Origin of the sequence: Flavobacterium cheonanense (assembly GCF_039539185.1) — a bacterium.
Taxonomy (GTDB): Bacteria; Bacteroidota; Bacteroidia; order Flavobacteriales; family Flavobacteriaceae; genus Flavobacterium; species Flavobacterium cheonanense.
The window spans coordinates 114608-132296 of the sequence record NZ_BAABCT010000001.1; the positions used below are offsets into that span (position 1 = coordinate 114608).

The following is a 17689-nucleotide window of genomic DNA, read 5'->3' on the forward strand; positions in this document are numbered from 1 at the left end:
TGTTTTGGAATGGGTTTCTTTATTTTTATTTAAATCCAACTATCTGTTCTTCAGCAGCAATTACATCTTCAACATATTTTTTGTATTCTAAATAATCTGTTATAGAAATTTTATCCCAATTTAAAGTAACTGTTCTAACTACCTTTAATGTATTTGGTTTTACTAATTCAAAGGCTATTTGGTATTTATGCTCTTTAAATGTTAACGTTTTACCCTCTGGAACTTCAGTAAACTTTTTGTCTTGTGGAATATTTAAAATTACTTCAGAATTATATTCATTACTTGTTTCATAAGAAAAATAATCAATATCATATTTTCTACTTTCTAAAGAAATAATATCTCTTGTGTAAACTTTATCTAAAAATGGAATATCAGTAATTTTTAGATTTCCAACCGTTTGAATTCTTTCTGAAATTGAAAATTGTGTTTCAAACGTAATGTCTTTATCGTAAGTTTCGTTTTTAATTACTTTAGAAGATTGCAATGAAACAACTTTCTTTAATTTAGAATTATAATCCTCTTCTATTCTTTTCTTACGAACATCTTCTGTTGTTGCATCAGAAAACAATTCATTATAATATGATTTATTGGCTCCGCTTATTGTAAAAGTATTTGTGAAACTTTTTGATTTATCATCAATAGTCATAGTTGTTACTGCATTTGTAATATTTTTCAAAGCATTATCAAATGGGATTCCAATAATTTTAGATTTCTCGTTTTCAGCTTTATCAAATGAGATTACAAGTGCATTGGCATTATACAAACTACTTGGCAATGCTTTAAATGGAAGATACTTATCTGTTAACTCTAAAAAATAATCTTTACCATCAATTGCAACTTTTACGATACAATGATTAAAGTCATTTGATGGCAATAACATAGAAGTAAATCCATTATCGTTTGTAGTTACCAAAACTAAATTGGCTTTCATTCCTGCCAATTGCGATAAGGCAACAAATAACGTTGAAACATCTTTACAATCACCAAGTTTTGTTGTAATAGTTTTAGATGGTTTTTGAGGAACATAACCACTTTGTCTAAAATCTAAAGAACTGTATTTAATATTATTTCCTATATAAGAGTATATTTTTTTAGCTATTTCTTCTTGAGAAATTCCAGTTACGCCATTTGGAAAAATTTCGGCAAAAGTTTTCTTAGTTATTTTATCTAATTTCAAATTTTTCTTAACCAAATCAGAATACCAATTTGAAATTTCTTTCCAAGACTTTATTGTACTAATTCTGATAGTATTAGTCAAATCGCTAAAATTTGGTGCATAAGCTTCAGAAAGAGCCATTGCAGGAACATTAGTTCTTTTCCAAATCATATAAGTTTTATTATTTACTTTTTTAGTTGTTGATGGAACTGTTCCGTTGATGAAATCTGAAATGTATTCTGTTCCTGGAGGATAGATAAATCCAAAAACTGCTTCTACTGCAGGATAATAGCTATTGAAATAACAAGACAAATCAAAATCTTTATAGAATCTTCCATAAGAATTCTCATATCTTTCATATTGAATATAGATTACATCACCAACTTTCAAATCGGTAAATACTAAAGTACCATCACCTTCTTCTGCTGGAACTATAGAACCATCTTGCTTAACAATTTCAGATTTTAAAACAGTATTACTATAAGATTGTATGTTGTACTCCTTAAGTTCTTCAATACCTTTTTCTGAAGTAATTTCATAAAGAAAAGTAACTTTAGATTTTCTTCCGCCTTCTGGCAAAATATTAACGATGTATTCATCAAGAAGAGTCGTTACTCCAAAATCACCTTTCAAAGTTGAATTTCTTCTTTGTTTAATAACTTTATAGATATCTTTAGTCGCCACCTCTTCTATCTCATCTGGAGTTTTTGTAATATCATAAAGTTTCTTACGCAATGAACTATTACTAGAATTGTGAGATAATGATTGTCTGATGAATTTTTCAGCATCTTTAACGTTATTAAGACTATTGTAAATAGTTCCTTTTTTCTCCATCAAAGAAAATGAATACGGAAAATTAGCTAAAGCTCTGTCAACCTCAACCAATGCTTCTGTATATCTTTTTTCATCAACCAAATGATTAATATAATCAACTCTTAAATCATTAGAATAAGGATACCTTGTACTAACATCTTGAATCAATTTTTCAACCTCATCTTTTCTATTTGCATCATCATAATACCCTCTTAATTGATTCAATGCAATAAGATTCTCTTTTGAAGCAACTAAATCCTCAAGCATTTTTATGGTTTTAGCCTTATCATTTTTTAACTTTTCATAAATACCAGAAAATGTGGTAACATAAAATTCATTATTGTCTGATTTAGCAAATAAATCCTCCAATTTTTGAATCATTAAATTGATATCAGATTTTCTTGAAGCTAAAATAAAATCAAACAAAGTTGTTACCATTTCTGATTTTACCGAGGTTGTTTTTTCACGAAATTTTTCAAGCTCTACAATATTTGCTGAACGCATCCAATCTTGATCTTGAATTTTTTTGATGATATTATAGTAATAAAACTCATCATTAATCTCCATATTTTTAGCAATCTCTTCAACTTTTTGAGTTTCCTTTTTATTAGAATAATTGGTCATTTGAAGCACATGCATAAAAGAAGATTTTGGATATTCTTTTATCAATTCTTCAATGATATCATTTGCCAAATCATTTTTACTATTATTAGAATAAGCTTCAAATAATAAAATCTTGTATAAAACATTACTCGGATTTTTGGCAATCAAATCTTTAAAATAATCTTCGAATGTTGGATTCAATTCAACTACATTCAATTGCTCTAGAGTTGATTTATTATAAGTTTTATACTTATTTGAAATCGTTACATCTGAAATCTTATTGTTAGTTTCATCTGTTAATGACACAAAGAAATTATCATTACTAGCATTAGTTGAGAATTTTACTAATAACCTATTTGTGCCTTTCAACAACTTGAATTTCAACCTAAAGGCATTCAAATCGGTGTGTTCTGCCATATTATTAGCATAAATTTCAGCATCATTTACAAAGATTTTGATAGAAGAACTAGTACCAAAATTTAAATACACTTCTTTATCAGAAGGTGAATCAATGAATACTTGAGAATACATAATTCCGTCACCATATTCTGACTCATTACTATAAAAGTGATAGCCTTCTTCTTGCTTGTCAACAGGAATATACCAACCAATTTTTCCGTTACTATTTGCATCAAATAACTTATCGTTATTAGCATAAACTTCTGGTTCGTATTCTGTTTCTAATCCACTGTCATTTAAATTTTCAAAAGCTCCACAATATTGCCAATCTTCAATAGCATTCAATTTTTTAATATTATCGCTAAAACCTTGTGTATTTTTTCTTTTTCTATCGCAAACCGCCTTGAAATAAATTACCAAAGGATCTTTACCAAATACTTCTGAAGCAGCTAAAAGATCTATTTTCTTGTAGGTATAATCATTGTAACCATTGGTATTTGCATTATCCATCATGTATGGTTTGTACCAAATTGGATACAGATAATTTTTCTCCTTACAAGTAACCAAAAATTGTTTTAAAATTTGATCATCAAATGCTAGTGTTCCCATTTCATATTGCAACATAGCGTCTAATATCAAATAATCAACATTAGTTGTCATTTTGGATTTTAATTCTTTATCAAAAAGTTTTCTGGCATCTTCACGCTTGTTAGACAATAACAAATCCCATACTTTTTTTTCAGCTGTTTGTGCAAATGTTACATTTACAAACAGAATACAAATGGCAATGATTTTCTTCATTAATTTGGTTGGTTTAAATTTGGTACAATATAGTAATTCTTGTGAAACTTTGTAAATTAATTCTTATTTTCCAAGAGAGGCACAAATTTAAAATCACCAAATTCATGTTTTTCAAATTGCGTTTCGTTTTTACGAATTAGCATAGTCATGATTTGCTCTTTTTCTCCAACTGGAATTACAAGTTTACCTCCAATTTTTAATTGCGCCATAAGTGGCTTTGGAATAATTGGAGCACCAGCAGTGACAATAATACTATCAAATGGAGCGTGATTAGGTAATCCTTTATAACCATCTCCAAACGATAAATGTTTTGGACGAATTCCGAGTTTTGGTAATAAAAGTGAAGTAGTTTTAAATAATTCATTTTGTCTTTCAACTGAATAAACTTTGGCACCAAGCAAACACAAAACTGCTGTTTGATATCCACTACCAGTACCAATTTCTAAAATTTTATCATCTTTTTTAACGTCTAAAAGTTGACTTTGAAAAGCTACAGTGTAAGGTTGTGAAATAGTTTGTCCAGCACCTATTGGAAATGCTTTGTCTTGGTAAGCAAAATCTTCAAAACTTGAATTCAAAAACAAGTGCCTTGGAATTTTTTTTATAGCTTCCAAAACGTTTTTATCGGTAATTCCTTTTTCTTCAAGCTGTTTAGCTAATTGATTTCTAAGTCCTTGATGTTTGTTTGTATCTTTCAATTTGGGCAAGTATTTATTTTGTAAAAATAGAAAACAAATTATCAATTATCAATTACCAATTATCAATTAATTACTATTTTTGATAAAATTTTATTTTATGCTTAAAGTTGGCGTTTTAGGTGCCGGTCACCTTGGAAAAATACACTTACGATTGTTGAATCAATCTAAAAAATATGAATTAGTTGGTTTTTATGATGAAAATGCTGAATATGCAGATAAAATAGCTGCTGAGTTTGGTTATAAACGTTTCGATACCATTGCCAAATTAATTCACGCTGTTGATGTAATTGATATTGTCACTCCTACTCTTTCTCACTACAAGTGTGCAAAAGTTTCCATCAAAAGTGGCAAACATGTTTTTATAGAAAAACCAATTGCAACAACTGTTGCAGAAGCAGAGGAAATCATTGCTCTAGCCAAAGAATACAATGTAAAAGGTCAAGTTGGACATGTGGAACGATTCAATCCTGCGTTTATAGCTGTAAAAGATATGATTGAAAGCCCAATGTTTATTGAAACGCATCGTTTGGCAGAATTCAATCCTCGTGGTACTGATGTTCCTGTGGTTTTAGATTTAATGATTCATGATATTGATGCTATTTTAAGCGTTGTAAAATCAAAAGTTAAAGCCGTTCACGCCAGTGGAGTTTCAGTTTTGAGTCAATCTCCAGATATTGCTAATGCTCGAATTGAGTTTGAAAATGGTTGCGTTGCCAACATAACTTCAAGCAGAATTTCGATGAAGAACATGCGTAAATCTCGTTTCTTTCAAAAAGACGCCTACATCTCTGTTGATTATTTAGATAAAATCTGTGAAGTTGTAAAAATGAAAGACGCACCAGAAGTTCCGGGTGATTTTGATATGATTTTACAAAACGCAGAAGGCGAAAAGAAACAAATTTATTTCAATAATCCAGAAGTTACGACAAACAATGCCATTTTAGATGAATTAGAAACTTTTGCCGATGCTATTGTAAATAATACAACTCCAATAGTAACTTTAGAAGATGGAACCGAAGCTTTGAGAGTTGCTTATATGATTATTGATTCGATGGAAAATAGATAATCATGGAGTTAAGTCAAAACCTTATACATGAAATAAAATCTTTAATTGTGAAAGCAAAAGAAGGTGCTATTCGATCGGTTGACCATCATCGAACAGTTATGTATTGGCATATTGGCGAAAGAATTTTTAACGAAGAACAACAAGGAAAAGACCGAGCTGATTATGGTAATTATTTAATAAAATATTTATCGGAGCAACTACAACCTGAATTTGGAAGTGGATTTTCCTATAGAAATTTACATTGGTACAGACAATTTTACCGAACATTTCCAATTGTGAACTCACTGCGTTCACAATTGAGTTGGACACATTACAGATTGCTTTTAAGTATTGATAATGAAGACAAAAGAGAATATTATATAGCGGAAACCGCAAAAAATAATTGGTCGGTTCGTCAAATGGAACGACAAATAAACAGTCAACTATTTGAACGATTATTATTGAGTAATGATAAAGAAAGTGTTTTGGCTATTGCAAGAAATGAAGTAATACCAACCAATCCGAATGAAATTATAAAAGATCCTTTGATTCTAGAATTTTTAGGATTAAAACGTGAAAGTGCTTACTACGAAAAAGATTTTGAGCAAGCCATCATCACCAACCTTCAAGATTTTCTTTTAGAACTTGGAAACGGATTTTCATTTGTGGCCAGACAAAAACGAATTCATTTAGATGGTGATGATTTTTTTATAGATTTGGTTTTTTATAATCGATTGTTGCAATGTTTCGTCTTGTTTGAAATCAAAACACACAAATTAACACATGAAGATTTAGGTCAACTTCAAATGTATGTGAACTATTATGATCGTGTTGAAAAAGTAGCTCACGAAAAACCAACGATTGGAATTTTACTTTGTGCCGATAAAAACGATGCCGTAGTAAAATATTCATTACCAGAAAACAACAATTCGATATTAGCAAGTCAATACCAATTATATCTTCCAACAGAAGAACAATTGTTGACTGAAATTAGGCGAGAAATTGAAATTTTAAATAAAAATGATAAATAGACTTTTCATTTTATTCTTTTGTATTATTTTTTCTAATTGCTGTTTGTCGCAAATAGATCACATTTTTTATGTGAATGATGTTGAAAATGTAGAATATTTGACTGTCAATTTTTGTATTGACAACAAAGGTAAAACATCTAGCGTTAATATTGTACCTAATAAAACAACATACAAAAACGAAAATATAATAAATCAAGTAATTGAATATAGAAAGGGAATAGAATATTATCCAGATAGTAATATGAATAACAATTGTTATGATTACACATTTACATTTCTGAATATTAAATATCAAACAGAAACTTTGGATAGTAACGAATTAGAAAAATGTAAAAACTTTAAAAAAGGTGTTTACAAATACAATAATACAATTCATCCAAATACAATAATTGAGAGAACAGAAGAATTTCAAATAGAAAAAACAGGAAAAGATTTTATTAAATTCAAAATAGATTGGCTAACACCAAATAAATATATCTTAACTTATTTTGAAGTAAGTGATAAAGAATATGATTATTTGTTAGGCGAAAAAATAGAAGTCGAAATCATTAAAATCATAAATGACAATGAATACTTATATTTCAGTAATTTATTAAATAGAACTTATACAAGTATGATTATTACAAAAACAAACTAAACAAACATAATGAAAACAATAGCTGTAATAGGCGCAGGAACGATGGGCAACGGAATTGCTCACACTTTTGCACAAAGCGGTTTTACCGTAAAATTAATCGATATTTCAGAGAAATCTTTAGAAAAAGGAATGGCTACCATTGCTTCCAACCTTGACCGAATGGTTGCTAAAGGAACGATTACTGAAGATGACAAACACAAAACTATCGGAAACATAATCACTTACACCGACATTAAAGATGGCGTTGTTGGAACTGATTTAGTAGTAGAAGCTGCAACAGAAAATGTAACTTTAAAACTAAACATTTTCAAGCAATTAAGTGAAGTTTGCGACCATAATGTGATTTTGGCAACAAATACTTCTTCTATTTCTATTACTCAAATAGCTGCTCAAGTAGTTCATCCAGAACGTGTCATTGGAATGCATTTTATGAATCCGGTGCCGATTATGAAATTGGTTGAAATCATTCGTGGTTACAACACTTCTGATGAAGTTACTAAAATCATTATGGATTTATCAGTAAAACTTGGAAAAACGCCAACAGAAGTGAACGATTATCCAGGATTCGTTGCCAACAGAATCTTAATGCCAATGATTAACGAATCAATTGAAACTTTATATAACGGAGTTGCTGGTGTTGAAGAAATCGATACCGTAATGAAGTTAGGAATGGCGCATCCAATGGGACCATTGCAATTGGCTGATTTTATTGGACTTGACGTATGTCTTTCAATATTAAACGTAATGTATGACGGATTCAAAAATCCAAAATATGCTCCTTGCCCACTTTTAGTAAATATGGTAATGGCAGGAAAACTCGGAGTAAAATCTGGTGAAGGTTTCTACGATTATTCGGAAAGTAAAAAAGCAGAGAAAATTGCAAAGCAATTTTCAAAGTAATTAGTCGCAGTCGCAGTTTACAGTTAGTAACTAAACTGAAAACTGGGACTGAAAACTGTAAACTAAAAACATGAGCAAAATAATCCCTTTCAAAGCCGTTCGTCCAACTCCTGATAAAGTAGCGTTGGTAACTTGTCGTAATTATGATGACTATTCGCCTGCGGAATTGGCTTCCTGGTTGGATTTCAATCCGTATTCGTTTTTGCACGTGATTAATCCTGCTTACGTTCATTCGCAAAAGATTACTTTAGACAAGCGTTTCAAAGGTGTCGCTCATAAATATCAGGATTTCAAAAACGATGGTATTTTTCTTGAAGATGAAAAAGCGGCTTTCTTTTTGTATGAAATTCAGACGAAAAGTCAATCTTTTACAGGAATTGTAGCAGGAACTTCAATTGATGATTACAAAAACAATGTCATCAAAAAACACGAAGATACTTTGCAATATCGTGTAGAATTATTCAAAGATTATTTGCATCAAACAGGTTTCAATACAGAACCAGTTTTGATAACTTATCCAGATAAATCAGAAATCAACAATTGGATTTCAGAAAAGAAAAAAGAACAGCCAATTTATCATTTTGCCACAACCAACAAAGAAAAACATACACTTTGGAAAGTTGATTCTGACTCAGAAATAACTTGGTTAGAAAAACAATTTGAAAACATTCCAGAATTATATATTGCTGATGGTCACCACCGTTCGGCTTCGGCAGAATTATTATTTGATGAAGACAATCATTTAGGAAATCAGAATCTGAATTATTTTATGAGTTTTCTAATTGCTGAAAGTAATGTCAAAATTTATGAGTTCAACCGAATCATTCGTGATTTGAATGGTAATTCGAAAGAAGAATTTATTCTAAAGCTATCAGAACATTTCATCATCAAAACCAAAGAACAAGAATTGTGGAAACCCCAAGGAAAATTTGAATTCGGAATGTATTTAGATGGTGCTTTTTATGCGTTGTTTTACAAAGTCAATGACAATGACAATATCAAAAAGCAAAATTCAATATTATCAAATTTAGATGCGCAAGTTTTATACGATAAAGTATTGCAACCCATTTTAGGAATAGAAGATTTAAGAAATGACGAACGTATTGAATACATTCCAGGAAAGCAATCAATTTTAACGATAAAAGAATTGGTTGACGAAGGTGAATTTGAAGTAGGATTTATGTTATTTCCAAGTGATATTTCAGAGATTAAAGCACTAGCAGATAACAATTTAATCATGCCTCCAAAATCAACTTATATTGAACCTAAATTTCGTAGTGGATTGATGGTGTATGAACTTTAGTTGGGAGTTTGAAGATGGAAGTTGGGAGTTTTGCTCACAAAGTTTAACCACAATCTAGTCATTCTAAATTTGTTTCAGAATCTATCAATTTATGAAAATGAAAAAATTACTTATTTTGTTATTTATTACAACTTTCTGTTTTTCGCAAGAAAAAGCATTGACTATTTCTCAAATTGATAGTATTGTAAAAAAAATACGACCAAAAATAGAATCTAGCGGGATTTTAAAAAAGAAGAAAAAAATAATTGGTGGTTTTGGAAATACAATATATGAATATAAAAAAAAGCTGATTTATTCTTATTACAATGAATCTACTAAAGAAAAAGAATTTGAATTTTTCCATTTTTATGAATTTTATTATTTCAATGAAAGTCCTATTTTTATTAAAATAAATATTGAAAAAACAAATATTAAAGATAAATCAAAAGAAGTATTTAAAGCTGAATTAAATGAAACAGAATCAACTTCTTTCAAAGAAATAAAGAATCCATTTTTAATTAATTTAAGAATGAAACTAAATAGAATCATTTTTGATTTCATAAATAATATGCCAGAATAATGTCAATATCTCAAAACCTTACCGAAATAAAATCCCAACTTCCAAATCATGTTACACTTGTTGCCGTTTCTAAAACTAAACCTGTTGCTGATTTGATGGAAGCTTACAATGCTGGTCAACAAATTTTTGGAGAAAACTATGTTCAAGAATTAGTTGAAAAACACGAAGCGCTTCCTAAAGATATTCAATGGCATTTTATTGGTCATTTGCAATCGAGAAAAGTAAAACTTATTGCTTCATTTGTAAATTTGATTCACGGAGTTGATAGTTTGAAATTATTGCACGAAATCAGTAAAGAAGCTCAAAAAAATAATCGCGTAATTGATTGTCTGCTTCAAATTTTTATTGCCGAAGAAGAAAGTAAATTTGGATTAGATGAAAAAGAATTAACAGAAATTCTATCTTCAGAAGAGTTCAAAAACCTGAAAAACATAAGAATTATTGGTTTGATGGGAATGGCAACCTTCACAGACAACCAAATCCAAATCCAAAAAGAATTTGATCATTTGAAAACAATTTTCGACAAACTTAAAAAATTACCTAAAACCCAAAACCTACAACCTACAACCTTATCAATGGGTATGTCTGGCGATTATCAATTAGCAATTGAATGTGGAAGTACAATGGTTCGAATTGGAAGTAGTATCTTTGGGAACAGAAATTATAATAATTAAAGTTGAGATTCCTACGGAATGACAGACTGAACTCTGAAAACTGAACACTGAATACTATTTTGTACTGCATACTCGACATAGAAACCACTGGAGGTCAATTCAACGAAGAAGGAATTACCGAAATCGCCATCTACAAATATGATGGTCACGAAGTCGTGGATCAATTTATCAGTTTGGTCAATCCTGAAAAGGAAATTCAACCGTTTGTGGTTAAGTTAACTGGAATCAATAATGCTATGTTGCGTTCGGCTCCAAAGTTTTATGAAGTTGCCAAAAGAATTATCGAAATTACACAAGATTGTATTGTTGTGGCTCACAATTCTTCATTTGATTATCGTATTTTGAGAACCGAATTTACACGCTTGGGTTACGATTTCATTCGTCCAACACTTTGTACAGTTGAATTATCTAAAAAACTTATTCCTGGAATGGAATCGTATAGTTTGGGAAAATTGGTTCGTGCTTTGGGAATTCCTGTAACCGATAGACATAGAGCTAGTGGTGATGCCTTAGCAACCGTCAAATTGTTCAAATTATTATTATCAAAAGATACTGAAAAAGAGATTTTAATTAGTTCGATAAAAGCTGAAATCAAAAGTGGTTTGACTCCAAAATTGCTTGATATTGTTGAAAGTTTACCCTACAAAACTGGTATTTATTACATTCACAATGAAAAAGGTGATTTGATTTACATTGGTAAAAGCAAGAATATTAAAAAACGTGTCAATCAACATTTTACAGGAAAAACCAATAAATGTAAAAAGATTCAATTAGAAGTTTTTGCCGTGACATATGAAGAAACTGGAAGTGAATTGATTGCGCTTTTAAAAGAAAGTGAAGAAATCAAAATTAACAAACCAATTTACAATCGTGCGCAGCGTAAAAGTATTTTTCAATATGCTTTGTATGAAGTTTTAGACGACAATGGTTATTTGAATTTACGCCTTCAAAAAGCAGATGGTAGAAAGAAAGAAATTACAGCATTTACAACACTTCAAGAAGGAAAAAATGCGTTGTTTAGAATCACAGAGAAATATAATTTATGTCAGAAATTGAACGGATTATATGAAACGCAAAACGGATGTTTCCAACACAAAATAAAAGAATGTAACGGCGCTTGTTTAGGATTAGAATCACCTGAGGAATATAACCAACGAGTTGAAGATTTTATCAATGAAATGACGTTTGAAAATAACAATATGATAATCATTGACAGAGGTCGAAAAATTGACGAGCGAAGTGCGGTTTTAATTGAAAACGGCATTTACAAAGGCTATTGCTTCTATGATTTAAATTATCAAATTACTAATGTTGAAGTCTTGAAAAACATTATTATTCCGATGCAAAATAATCGAGATACACGAACTATTATTCAGAGTTATTTGAGAAAGAATAAAGTGTTGAAAATTGTCAAATTTTAAATTAGTTTCATGCAAAATAATAAATCTACTTATCAAAAGTTTATTGAAAAAGCTCATGTTATAATTTATGGCACCAATACTATTGCAGGAAGACTTTTTGATTTAATCTTACTCGGATTAATACTTTTAAGTGTTTTACTAGTAATGCTAGAAACTGTAAAAGATTTTAATCAAAAGTACCATTCCTTTATAATTGTATGTGAATGGATAATAACTATCTTTTTTACTATTGAATATATACTCAGAATTTTAACTATAAAACGTCCGAAAAACTATATTTTTAGTTTTTATGGATTGATAGATTTAATATCTATTTTACCAATGTATTTGTCTTTTTTCATAAGCGGAACAAGCATTTTTGCAGTCATTAGAGCGTTACGTTTGTTACGATTATTTAAAATTTTAAATCATCCACAATTTAATAATCATTCTAAACATTTAAAGGAATCATTAATTGCTAGTAAAGGAAAAATAGTGATTTTTATATACTTTGTTATGATAAGTACAATTATTATTGGGTCTGTGATGTATGTTGTAGAAGGTGAAGAAAACGGATTTACAAGTATTCCGACTAGCATATATTGGGCTATTGTAACTTTAACTACGGTTGGCTACGGCGATATTTCACCAGTAACTCCTTTAGGACAATTTATTGCTTCTTTTGTAATGATAATGGGTTATGGCATCATTGCAGTTCCTACAGGTATTATTTCGGCAGAGTTTGCCAAAAATAGACCAATAATTAAAGAAAGTGAAACCAAAGTATGCAGTAATTGCGGAAGTCACGAGCATTACATTAATGCTAAATTTTGTCAAGATTGCGGTCATGCATTATAAAATGAATTATCTAATTACCATCATTGGACCAACTGCTATAGGAAAGACTTCCTTGAGTATTGCATTGGCTCAACATTTTGGTTGTGATATTCTTTCGTGTGATAGTCGTCAGTTTTTTAAAGAAATGAAAATTGGTACTGCTGTTCCAAGTGATGAAGAATTGGCAAGTGCAACGCATCATTTTATTCAAAATAAATCCATTTTTGAAAATTACACTGTTGGAGATTTTGAAAAAGAAGCCATTGTTAAATTGGACGAATTATTCTTGAAAAACAACATCCAAATTATGGTTGGTGGTTCTGGTTTGTATGTTGATGCTGTTCTAAAAGGATTTGATAGTTTTCCTGAAATCGATTCGCAAGTTCGAGATGAAGTTCGATTGAATTATGAAGAAAAAGGAATCGAATATCTTCAAAATCAGTTGAAACAATTAGATACTGAATATTTCAATTTCATAACAGAAACCAATCCACAAACATTACAAAATCCACAACGAATGATGCGTTTTGTAGAAGTCTGTATCGGAACAGGAAAACCTTATTCGTCATTTCTAAATAAAGAGAAGAACAAAAGAAACTTCACGCCTATTATAATCGGATTGGAAGCCGAAAGGTCAATAATGTATGAAAGAATCAACCAAAGAGTTAATATTATGATAAATGAAGGATTGCTTGCAGAAGCAGAAAAGTTGTTTCCAAATAAAGATTTGAATGCCTTACAAACGGTTGGCTACAGAGAATTATTCGATTATTTTGAAGAAAAAACTTCACTAGATTTTGCAATCGAAGAAATCAAAAAAAATACAAGACGCTTTTCAAAACGTCAATTGACTTGGTTTAAAAGAACCGAAAATACGGTTTGGTTTGATTATTTGACTGATAGAAAAGAAATAATTAATCATATAAATCAACACTTTAAGTCTTAATACTTAATACTCATATCTTAATACTCATATCTTAATACTTCCATGCCAATTTCACCTAACTTCACTTCTATTCTAACCAAAGACTGGGAAATCAATTTTCTGCAATGTTATCCTAATGGATATTTGAAATATACTGAATTGTGTAATTTATTTCAGTTGACAGCAGCAACACATTCGGAAGTTGGTGGGATTAGTTTTAGCGATATGCAAGAGTTTCATCAAGCGTGGGTTTTGAGTAAAATGAGAGTTGAGATTAAGCGTTTACCTAAATGGAAAGATAAAGTAACAGTTAAAACTTGGATAAAATCGTTAGAAAATTCGCGTTCTACACGTTGTTTAGAATTGTATCTTGGTGATGAAAAGATTGTAGGTTGCGAAACTTTTTGGGCAGTTTTTAATACCAAAACACGTCGTCCGGAAGCTTTAGCATTACCACACGAGCATTTTGAAAAATATCCAAATGTTAGTGCAACTGAAAAAAGTTATGCAAAAATAGATCTTCAGCAGGAATTTGAAGAAGTTGCAGAACGAACTGTTTTACTATCTGATTTAGATATTGTTAATCATGCCAATAGTGTAAAATATTTAGAATGGTGTTTGGATTGTGTGGATTCAAAAAAGCTTTTGAAACAAGAACTAACAGCTTTTGAAATGAATTACTTAAAAGAAGTTTCGCTGAATGAAGTAATTACAATTGGTAAGAATAAGAACGTTTTTACAGTAAGTAAAGATGGAAAAGTTTGCTTTGGATTGGAACTTGAATTGAAATAAAAAAGCCCCAATTTCTTGGAGCTTTCTGTTTATTTTTTTACGACTAATCTAAATCCCTCACCGTGAATGTTTAAAATTTCTACATTTGGATCTTCTTTTAGATATTTTCTTAGTTTAGCGATGTAAACGTCCATACTTCTTGAAGTGAAGTAGTTATCGTCTCTCCAGATTTTTGTTAATGCTAATTCTCTTGGCATTAAATCTTCTACATAAAGTGCTAACATTTTTAGCAATTCGTTCTCTTTTGGTGACAATTTTATTGGTTCGTTACCTGGAAAATTCAAGAAACGCAACTTAGAATTTAAGTGAAATTTACCAATTTGGAATTCAAACTGAACATTTTCAGCTTTAGTTTCAGATGATTTTCTTTGCATGATAGCTTTGATTTTCATCAACAACACTTCAGAATCGAATGGCTTGTTAAGATAATCGTCTGCTCCTACTTTGTATCCTTTCAATACGTCTTCTTTCATGGTTTTAGCCGTTAAGAACACGATAGGCACTTCTTTATTTTTCTCTCTAATTTCTTTAGCTAAAGTATATCCGTCTTTGTAAGGCATCATTACGTCAAGAATGCACAAATCGTAAGTGTCTTTTTTAAACTTTTCAAAACCTTCCATCCCATTTTTTGCCAATACAACATCAAAATCATTTAACATTAAATAATCTTTCAGAATGGCTCCAAAGTTTTGATCGTCTTCAACTAATAATATTTTTTTATTTTCTTTTTCCATAATTTTTTAATTTATCAATGGGACTTTTATAATAAATGTACTTCCTTTTCCTTTTTCGCTTTCAACAAAAACTTGACCATTGTGGTCTTCCACAATTCGTTTTACGTAAGCTAGACCTAAACCGTGTCCTTTTACGTTGTGAATATCGCCTGTGTGTTCGCGATAAAACTTTTCAAAAATTCTTTTTTGAGCCACTTTGCTCATTCCTGCGCCTTGATCTTTTACTTTAATTAATATAAAATCTTTGATGTTCTCTGTGTATATATCTATAACGGGCGCATCTGGCGAATATTTTATAGCGTTGTCTAAAATATTAACAATTACATTGGTAAAATGTACATCATTTAGTAATGCTGTGGTTCTATTTGCCTCAAAATGAGTTGTAATAGCACCTTGTCTATCTTCAATAATTAAATGCACATGATCTATTGCTTCTTCAATAATATCTTGAACGTCTAATGGTTCTTTGGTAATCTCTAATTCTTTTTTCTCTAGTTTTGAAATCCTAAGGACATTCTCTACTTGAGCATGCATTCGTTTATTTTCGTCTCTAATCATTTGGAGATATCTATAAACTTTTTCTTTATCATCAATTACTTTAGGATTTTTAATAGCATCTAAAGCTAAATTGATAGTTGCAATTGGCGTTTTAAACTCATGCGTCATGTTATTAATAAAATCTGTTTTGATTTCAGAAATTTGACGTTGTTTGATTAATTGGTGTAACGCATTGGCATAAGCTATAATTATTATTAAAGTAAAAACTACCGATAACAGCGTAATAGCAAGAATTTCTGAAAACAAGAACTTCTTTTTCTGAGGAAATGTAACTAGCAACATATACTTGTTATTTCCGTCATTGTCTATAAAAACAGGAATCGAATAAGTAGCATATTTATCAAAATTGAAATGTTCTGATTTAATTTTTGTTGCTAATCCATTACTGTAAATATTGAACTCATAAGGAGTTTTGATTCCATATTCTTTAAGTTCTTTATCTAATAATTCATTTAATTGTTCTTTAGAAACACGTTCGTTTATTGGATAATTAGCTACAACATCTTTGTAGGCAATTTCAAATTGTGCATCTTCAAGAATCTTTAAATCTCCAGCTTTTTCAATAGTTAAATCAGGAACAATTGTGTTTTGAATTCCTGAATTATCAAATGAGTTATTGTTAAATACTTTAGTTTTTCTTTTAGCTGTGTAATTTTTTACTTTAAGACTATCAAGTCTTTTATCAAAGAACGTAGAAAACATATCATAATCCTCTGAAATAATGCTGTTGGAATAAATTATTGTTTTATTCGTTTTAGCATTTCTTTCGTAGTAACCGTATTCTAATAAATCTTCACTTTTTGGAGATTTTTTAGCATTATCTTTAAATCTTCCGTTTTTTTTATAAAAAGCATAACGCTCTTTATTTTCGAGTTTGTTGGCAACGCTACCTAAAACCTGTTTTACATGAAACTTAAATTGTTCTTCGTTGTTTTCTAATGAAGTATTAAACCAATATACTTGGACTAAAATTATCCCAAGTAAGGATAAACTCATTAATAATACCAACAGCCGAAAAACAAACTTATTCATCACAACAAATTTAGTATTTTAACATTTATTCTGTTAATGTATTAACCAAACATTAACATAGAGGTAAATAATTATCTATTTTTCAATAAATTGACGATTTCGTCGACTTGTTTTTTAGTATCTTCAAAATTTTCGTTTTTTATTACAAAATTACTTCTTGCAATTCTTTCTTCATCAGACAATTGATTGTTTATTCTTTGTAATACTTTTTCTCTCGTAGTCGAATCACGCTTCAATACACGCGCTATTCTTAACTCTAGTGGTGCTGATACGGTAATAATTTTATCACAATCTTTATAACTACCACTTTCAAACAATATAGCTGCTTCTTTTACTAAAATTGGATGGTTTTGATTTGTAGCAATCCAATTATCGAAATGTTTTTTTACTGCCGGATGAACGATAGCATTAAGTTGTTTTAGCTTTTCTGGAGCATTAAAAACAATTGCTGCAAGTTTTTCTCTATCTAAAGTTTGATCACCTGTAATTAATTCATTTCCAAAAGTTTGTACAATTTGAGAAATAATCTCAGGAAACTCCATTACTTTTTTTGCTTCTACATCGGATATATAAACTGGAATACCTTTAGAAATAAGATATTTTGCAACCGTAGTTTTACCACTACCTATTCCTCCTGTTAGACCAATTATTTTTGATTTTGTTACAACTGGTTCAACAATTTTATTAATAGGAGTAACAATTTTATCAATAACTTTCTCTACCGATTTTTGAATTGGAGTTTCCATTTGTTTTTCAAAAATCAACTCTTTTTCAGCTTCCATTGGATTGGAA

At 30.0% G+C, this 17689-nt stretch carries 16 protein-coding genes; 11 read left to right on the forward strand and 5 right to left on the reverse strand.

Annotated elements, in window-relative coordinates; genetic code table 11:
- Window positions 1–25: 25 nt before the first annotated feature.
- Window positions 26–3772, reverse strand: a complete 3747-nt coding sequence (locus tag ABD766_RS00575; RefSeq protein WP_344814895.1) for a transglutaminase domain-containing protein — start codon at window positions 3770–3772, stop codon at window positions 26–28.
- A gap of 56 nt (window positions 3773–3828) precedes the next feature.
- Window positions 3829–4470 (reverse strand): protein-L-isoaspartate(D-aspartate) O-methyltransferase, encoded by a 642-nt coding sequence (locus tag ABD766_RS00580; RefSeq protein ID WP_298306062.1) that lies wholly within the window; start codon window positions 4468–4470, stop codon window positions 3829–3831.
- A gap of 97 nt (window positions 4471–4567) precedes the next feature.
- Between ABD766_RS00580 and ABD766_RS00585 the strand changes: the two genes are divergently transcribed.
- The 11 genes from ABD766_RS00585 (at window position 4568) to ABD766_RS00635 (ending at window position 14573) form a co-directional block, all read left to right on the forward strand.
- Complete coding sequence (locus ABD766_RS00585; protein WP_344814896.1) at window positions 4568–5536, forward strand: Gfo/Idh/MocA family protein; 969 nt, start codon at window positions 4568–4570, stop codon at window positions 5534–5536.
- Window positions 5537–5538: 2 nt separating this feature from the next.
- Complete coding sequence (locus ABD766_RS00590) at window positions 5539–6546, forward strand: PDDEXK nuclease domain-containing protein (RefSeq protein WP_344814897.1); 1008 nt, start codon at window positions 5539–5541, stop codon at window positions 6544–6546.
- 43 nt (window positions 6547–6589) lie between these two features.
- Window positions 6590–7183, forward strand: coding sequence for a hypothetical protein (locus tag ABD766_RS00595; protein WP_344814898.1), 594 nt, complete (start codon window positions 6590–6592; stop codon window positions 7181–7183).
- Window positions 7184–7192: 9 nt separating this feature from the next.
- Window positions 7193–8083, forward strand: a complete 891-nt coding sequence (locus ABD766_RS00600; protein WP_344814899.1) for a 3-hydroxyacyl-CoA dehydrogenase family protein — start codon at window positions 7193–7195, stop codon at window positions 8081–8083.
- Between the two features lie 70 nt (window positions 8084–8153).
- Window positions 8154–9386: a DUF1015 domain-containing protein gene (locus ABD766_RS00605; protein WP_344814900.1), complete on the forward strand. Its 1233-nt coding sequence runs from the start codon at window positions 8154–8156 to the stop codon at window positions 9384–9386.
- A 97-nt stretch (window positions 9387–9483) separates the two neighbouring features.
- Entirely contained in the window at window positions 9484–9945 is a 462-nt protein-coding gene (locus tag ABD766_RS00610) for a hypothetical protein (protein ID WP_344814901.1), read from the forward strand.
- Entirely contained in the window at window positions 9945–10619 is a 675-nt protein-coding gene (locus tag ABD766_RS00615; RefSeq protein ID WP_344814902.1) for a YggS family pyridoxal phosphate-dependent enzyme, read from the forward strand. The genes ABD766_RS00610 and ABD766_RS00615 overlap by 1 nt, the downstream gene beginning before the upstream one ends.
- A 59-nt stretch (window positions 10620–10678) precedes the next feature.
- Complete coding sequence (locus ABD766_RS00620; RefSeq protein ID WP_344814903.1) at window positions 10679–12040, forward strand: exonuclease domain-containing protein; 1362 nt, start codon at window positions 10679–10681, stop codon at window positions 12038–12040.
- 9 nt (window positions 12041–12049) lie between these two features.
- Window positions 12050–12877, forward strand: a complete 828-nt coding sequence (locus tag ABD766_RS00625) for an ion transporter (RefSeq protein WP_344814904.1) — start codon at window positions 12050–12052, stop codon at window positions 12875–12877.
- A gap of 1 nt (window position 12878) precedes the next feature.
- Complete coding sequence (gene miaA / locus ABD766_RS00630; protein ID WP_344814905.1) at window positions 12879–13802, forward strand: tRNA (adenosine(37)-N6)-dimethylallyltransferase MiaA; 924 nt, start codon at window positions 12879–12881, stop codon at window positions 13800–13802.
- A gap of 42 nt (window positions 13803–13844) precedes the next feature.
- On the forward strand, window positions 13845–14573 hold the full coding sequence (locus ABD766_RS00635; protein ID WP_344814906.1) for an acyl-[acyl-carrier-protein] thioesterase: 729 nt from the start codon (window positions 13845–13847) through the stop codon (window positions 14571–14573).
- 29 nt (window positions 14574–14602) lie between these two features.
- Here ABD766_RS00635 and ABD766_RS00640 read toward each other — a convergent pair whose 3' ends face one another.
- The 3 genes from ABD766_RS00640 to coaE all read right to left on the reverse strand — a co-directional run bounded on the left by ABD766_RS00640 (window position 14603) and on the right by coaE (window position 17679).
- The gene (locus ABD766_RS00640; RefSeq protein WP_298306159.1) at window positions 14603–15307 is read right to left on the reverse strand and encodes a response regulator transcription factor; all 705 of its coding nucleotides are present in this window, start codon (window positions 15305–15307) and stop codon (window positions 14603–14605) included.
- A gap of 6 nt (window positions 15308–15313) precedes the next feature.
- Window positions 15314–16897 carry a sensor histidine kinase gene (locus ABD766_RS00645; RefSeq protein WP_344814907.1) on the reverse strand — a complete coding sequence of 528 codons (1584 nt, stop codon included), beginning with the start codon at window positions 16895–16897 and terminating at the stop codon, window positions 15314–15316.
- A 71-nt stretch (window positions 16898–16968) separates the two neighbouring features.
- Window positions 16969–17679 (reverse strand): dephospho-CoA kinase, encoded by a 711-nt coding sequence (gene coaE / locus ABD766_RS00650; RefSeq protein ID WP_344815387.1) that lies wholly within the window; start codon window positions 17677–17679, stop codon window positions 16969–16971.
- Window positions 17680–17689: the final 10 nt, after the last annotated feature.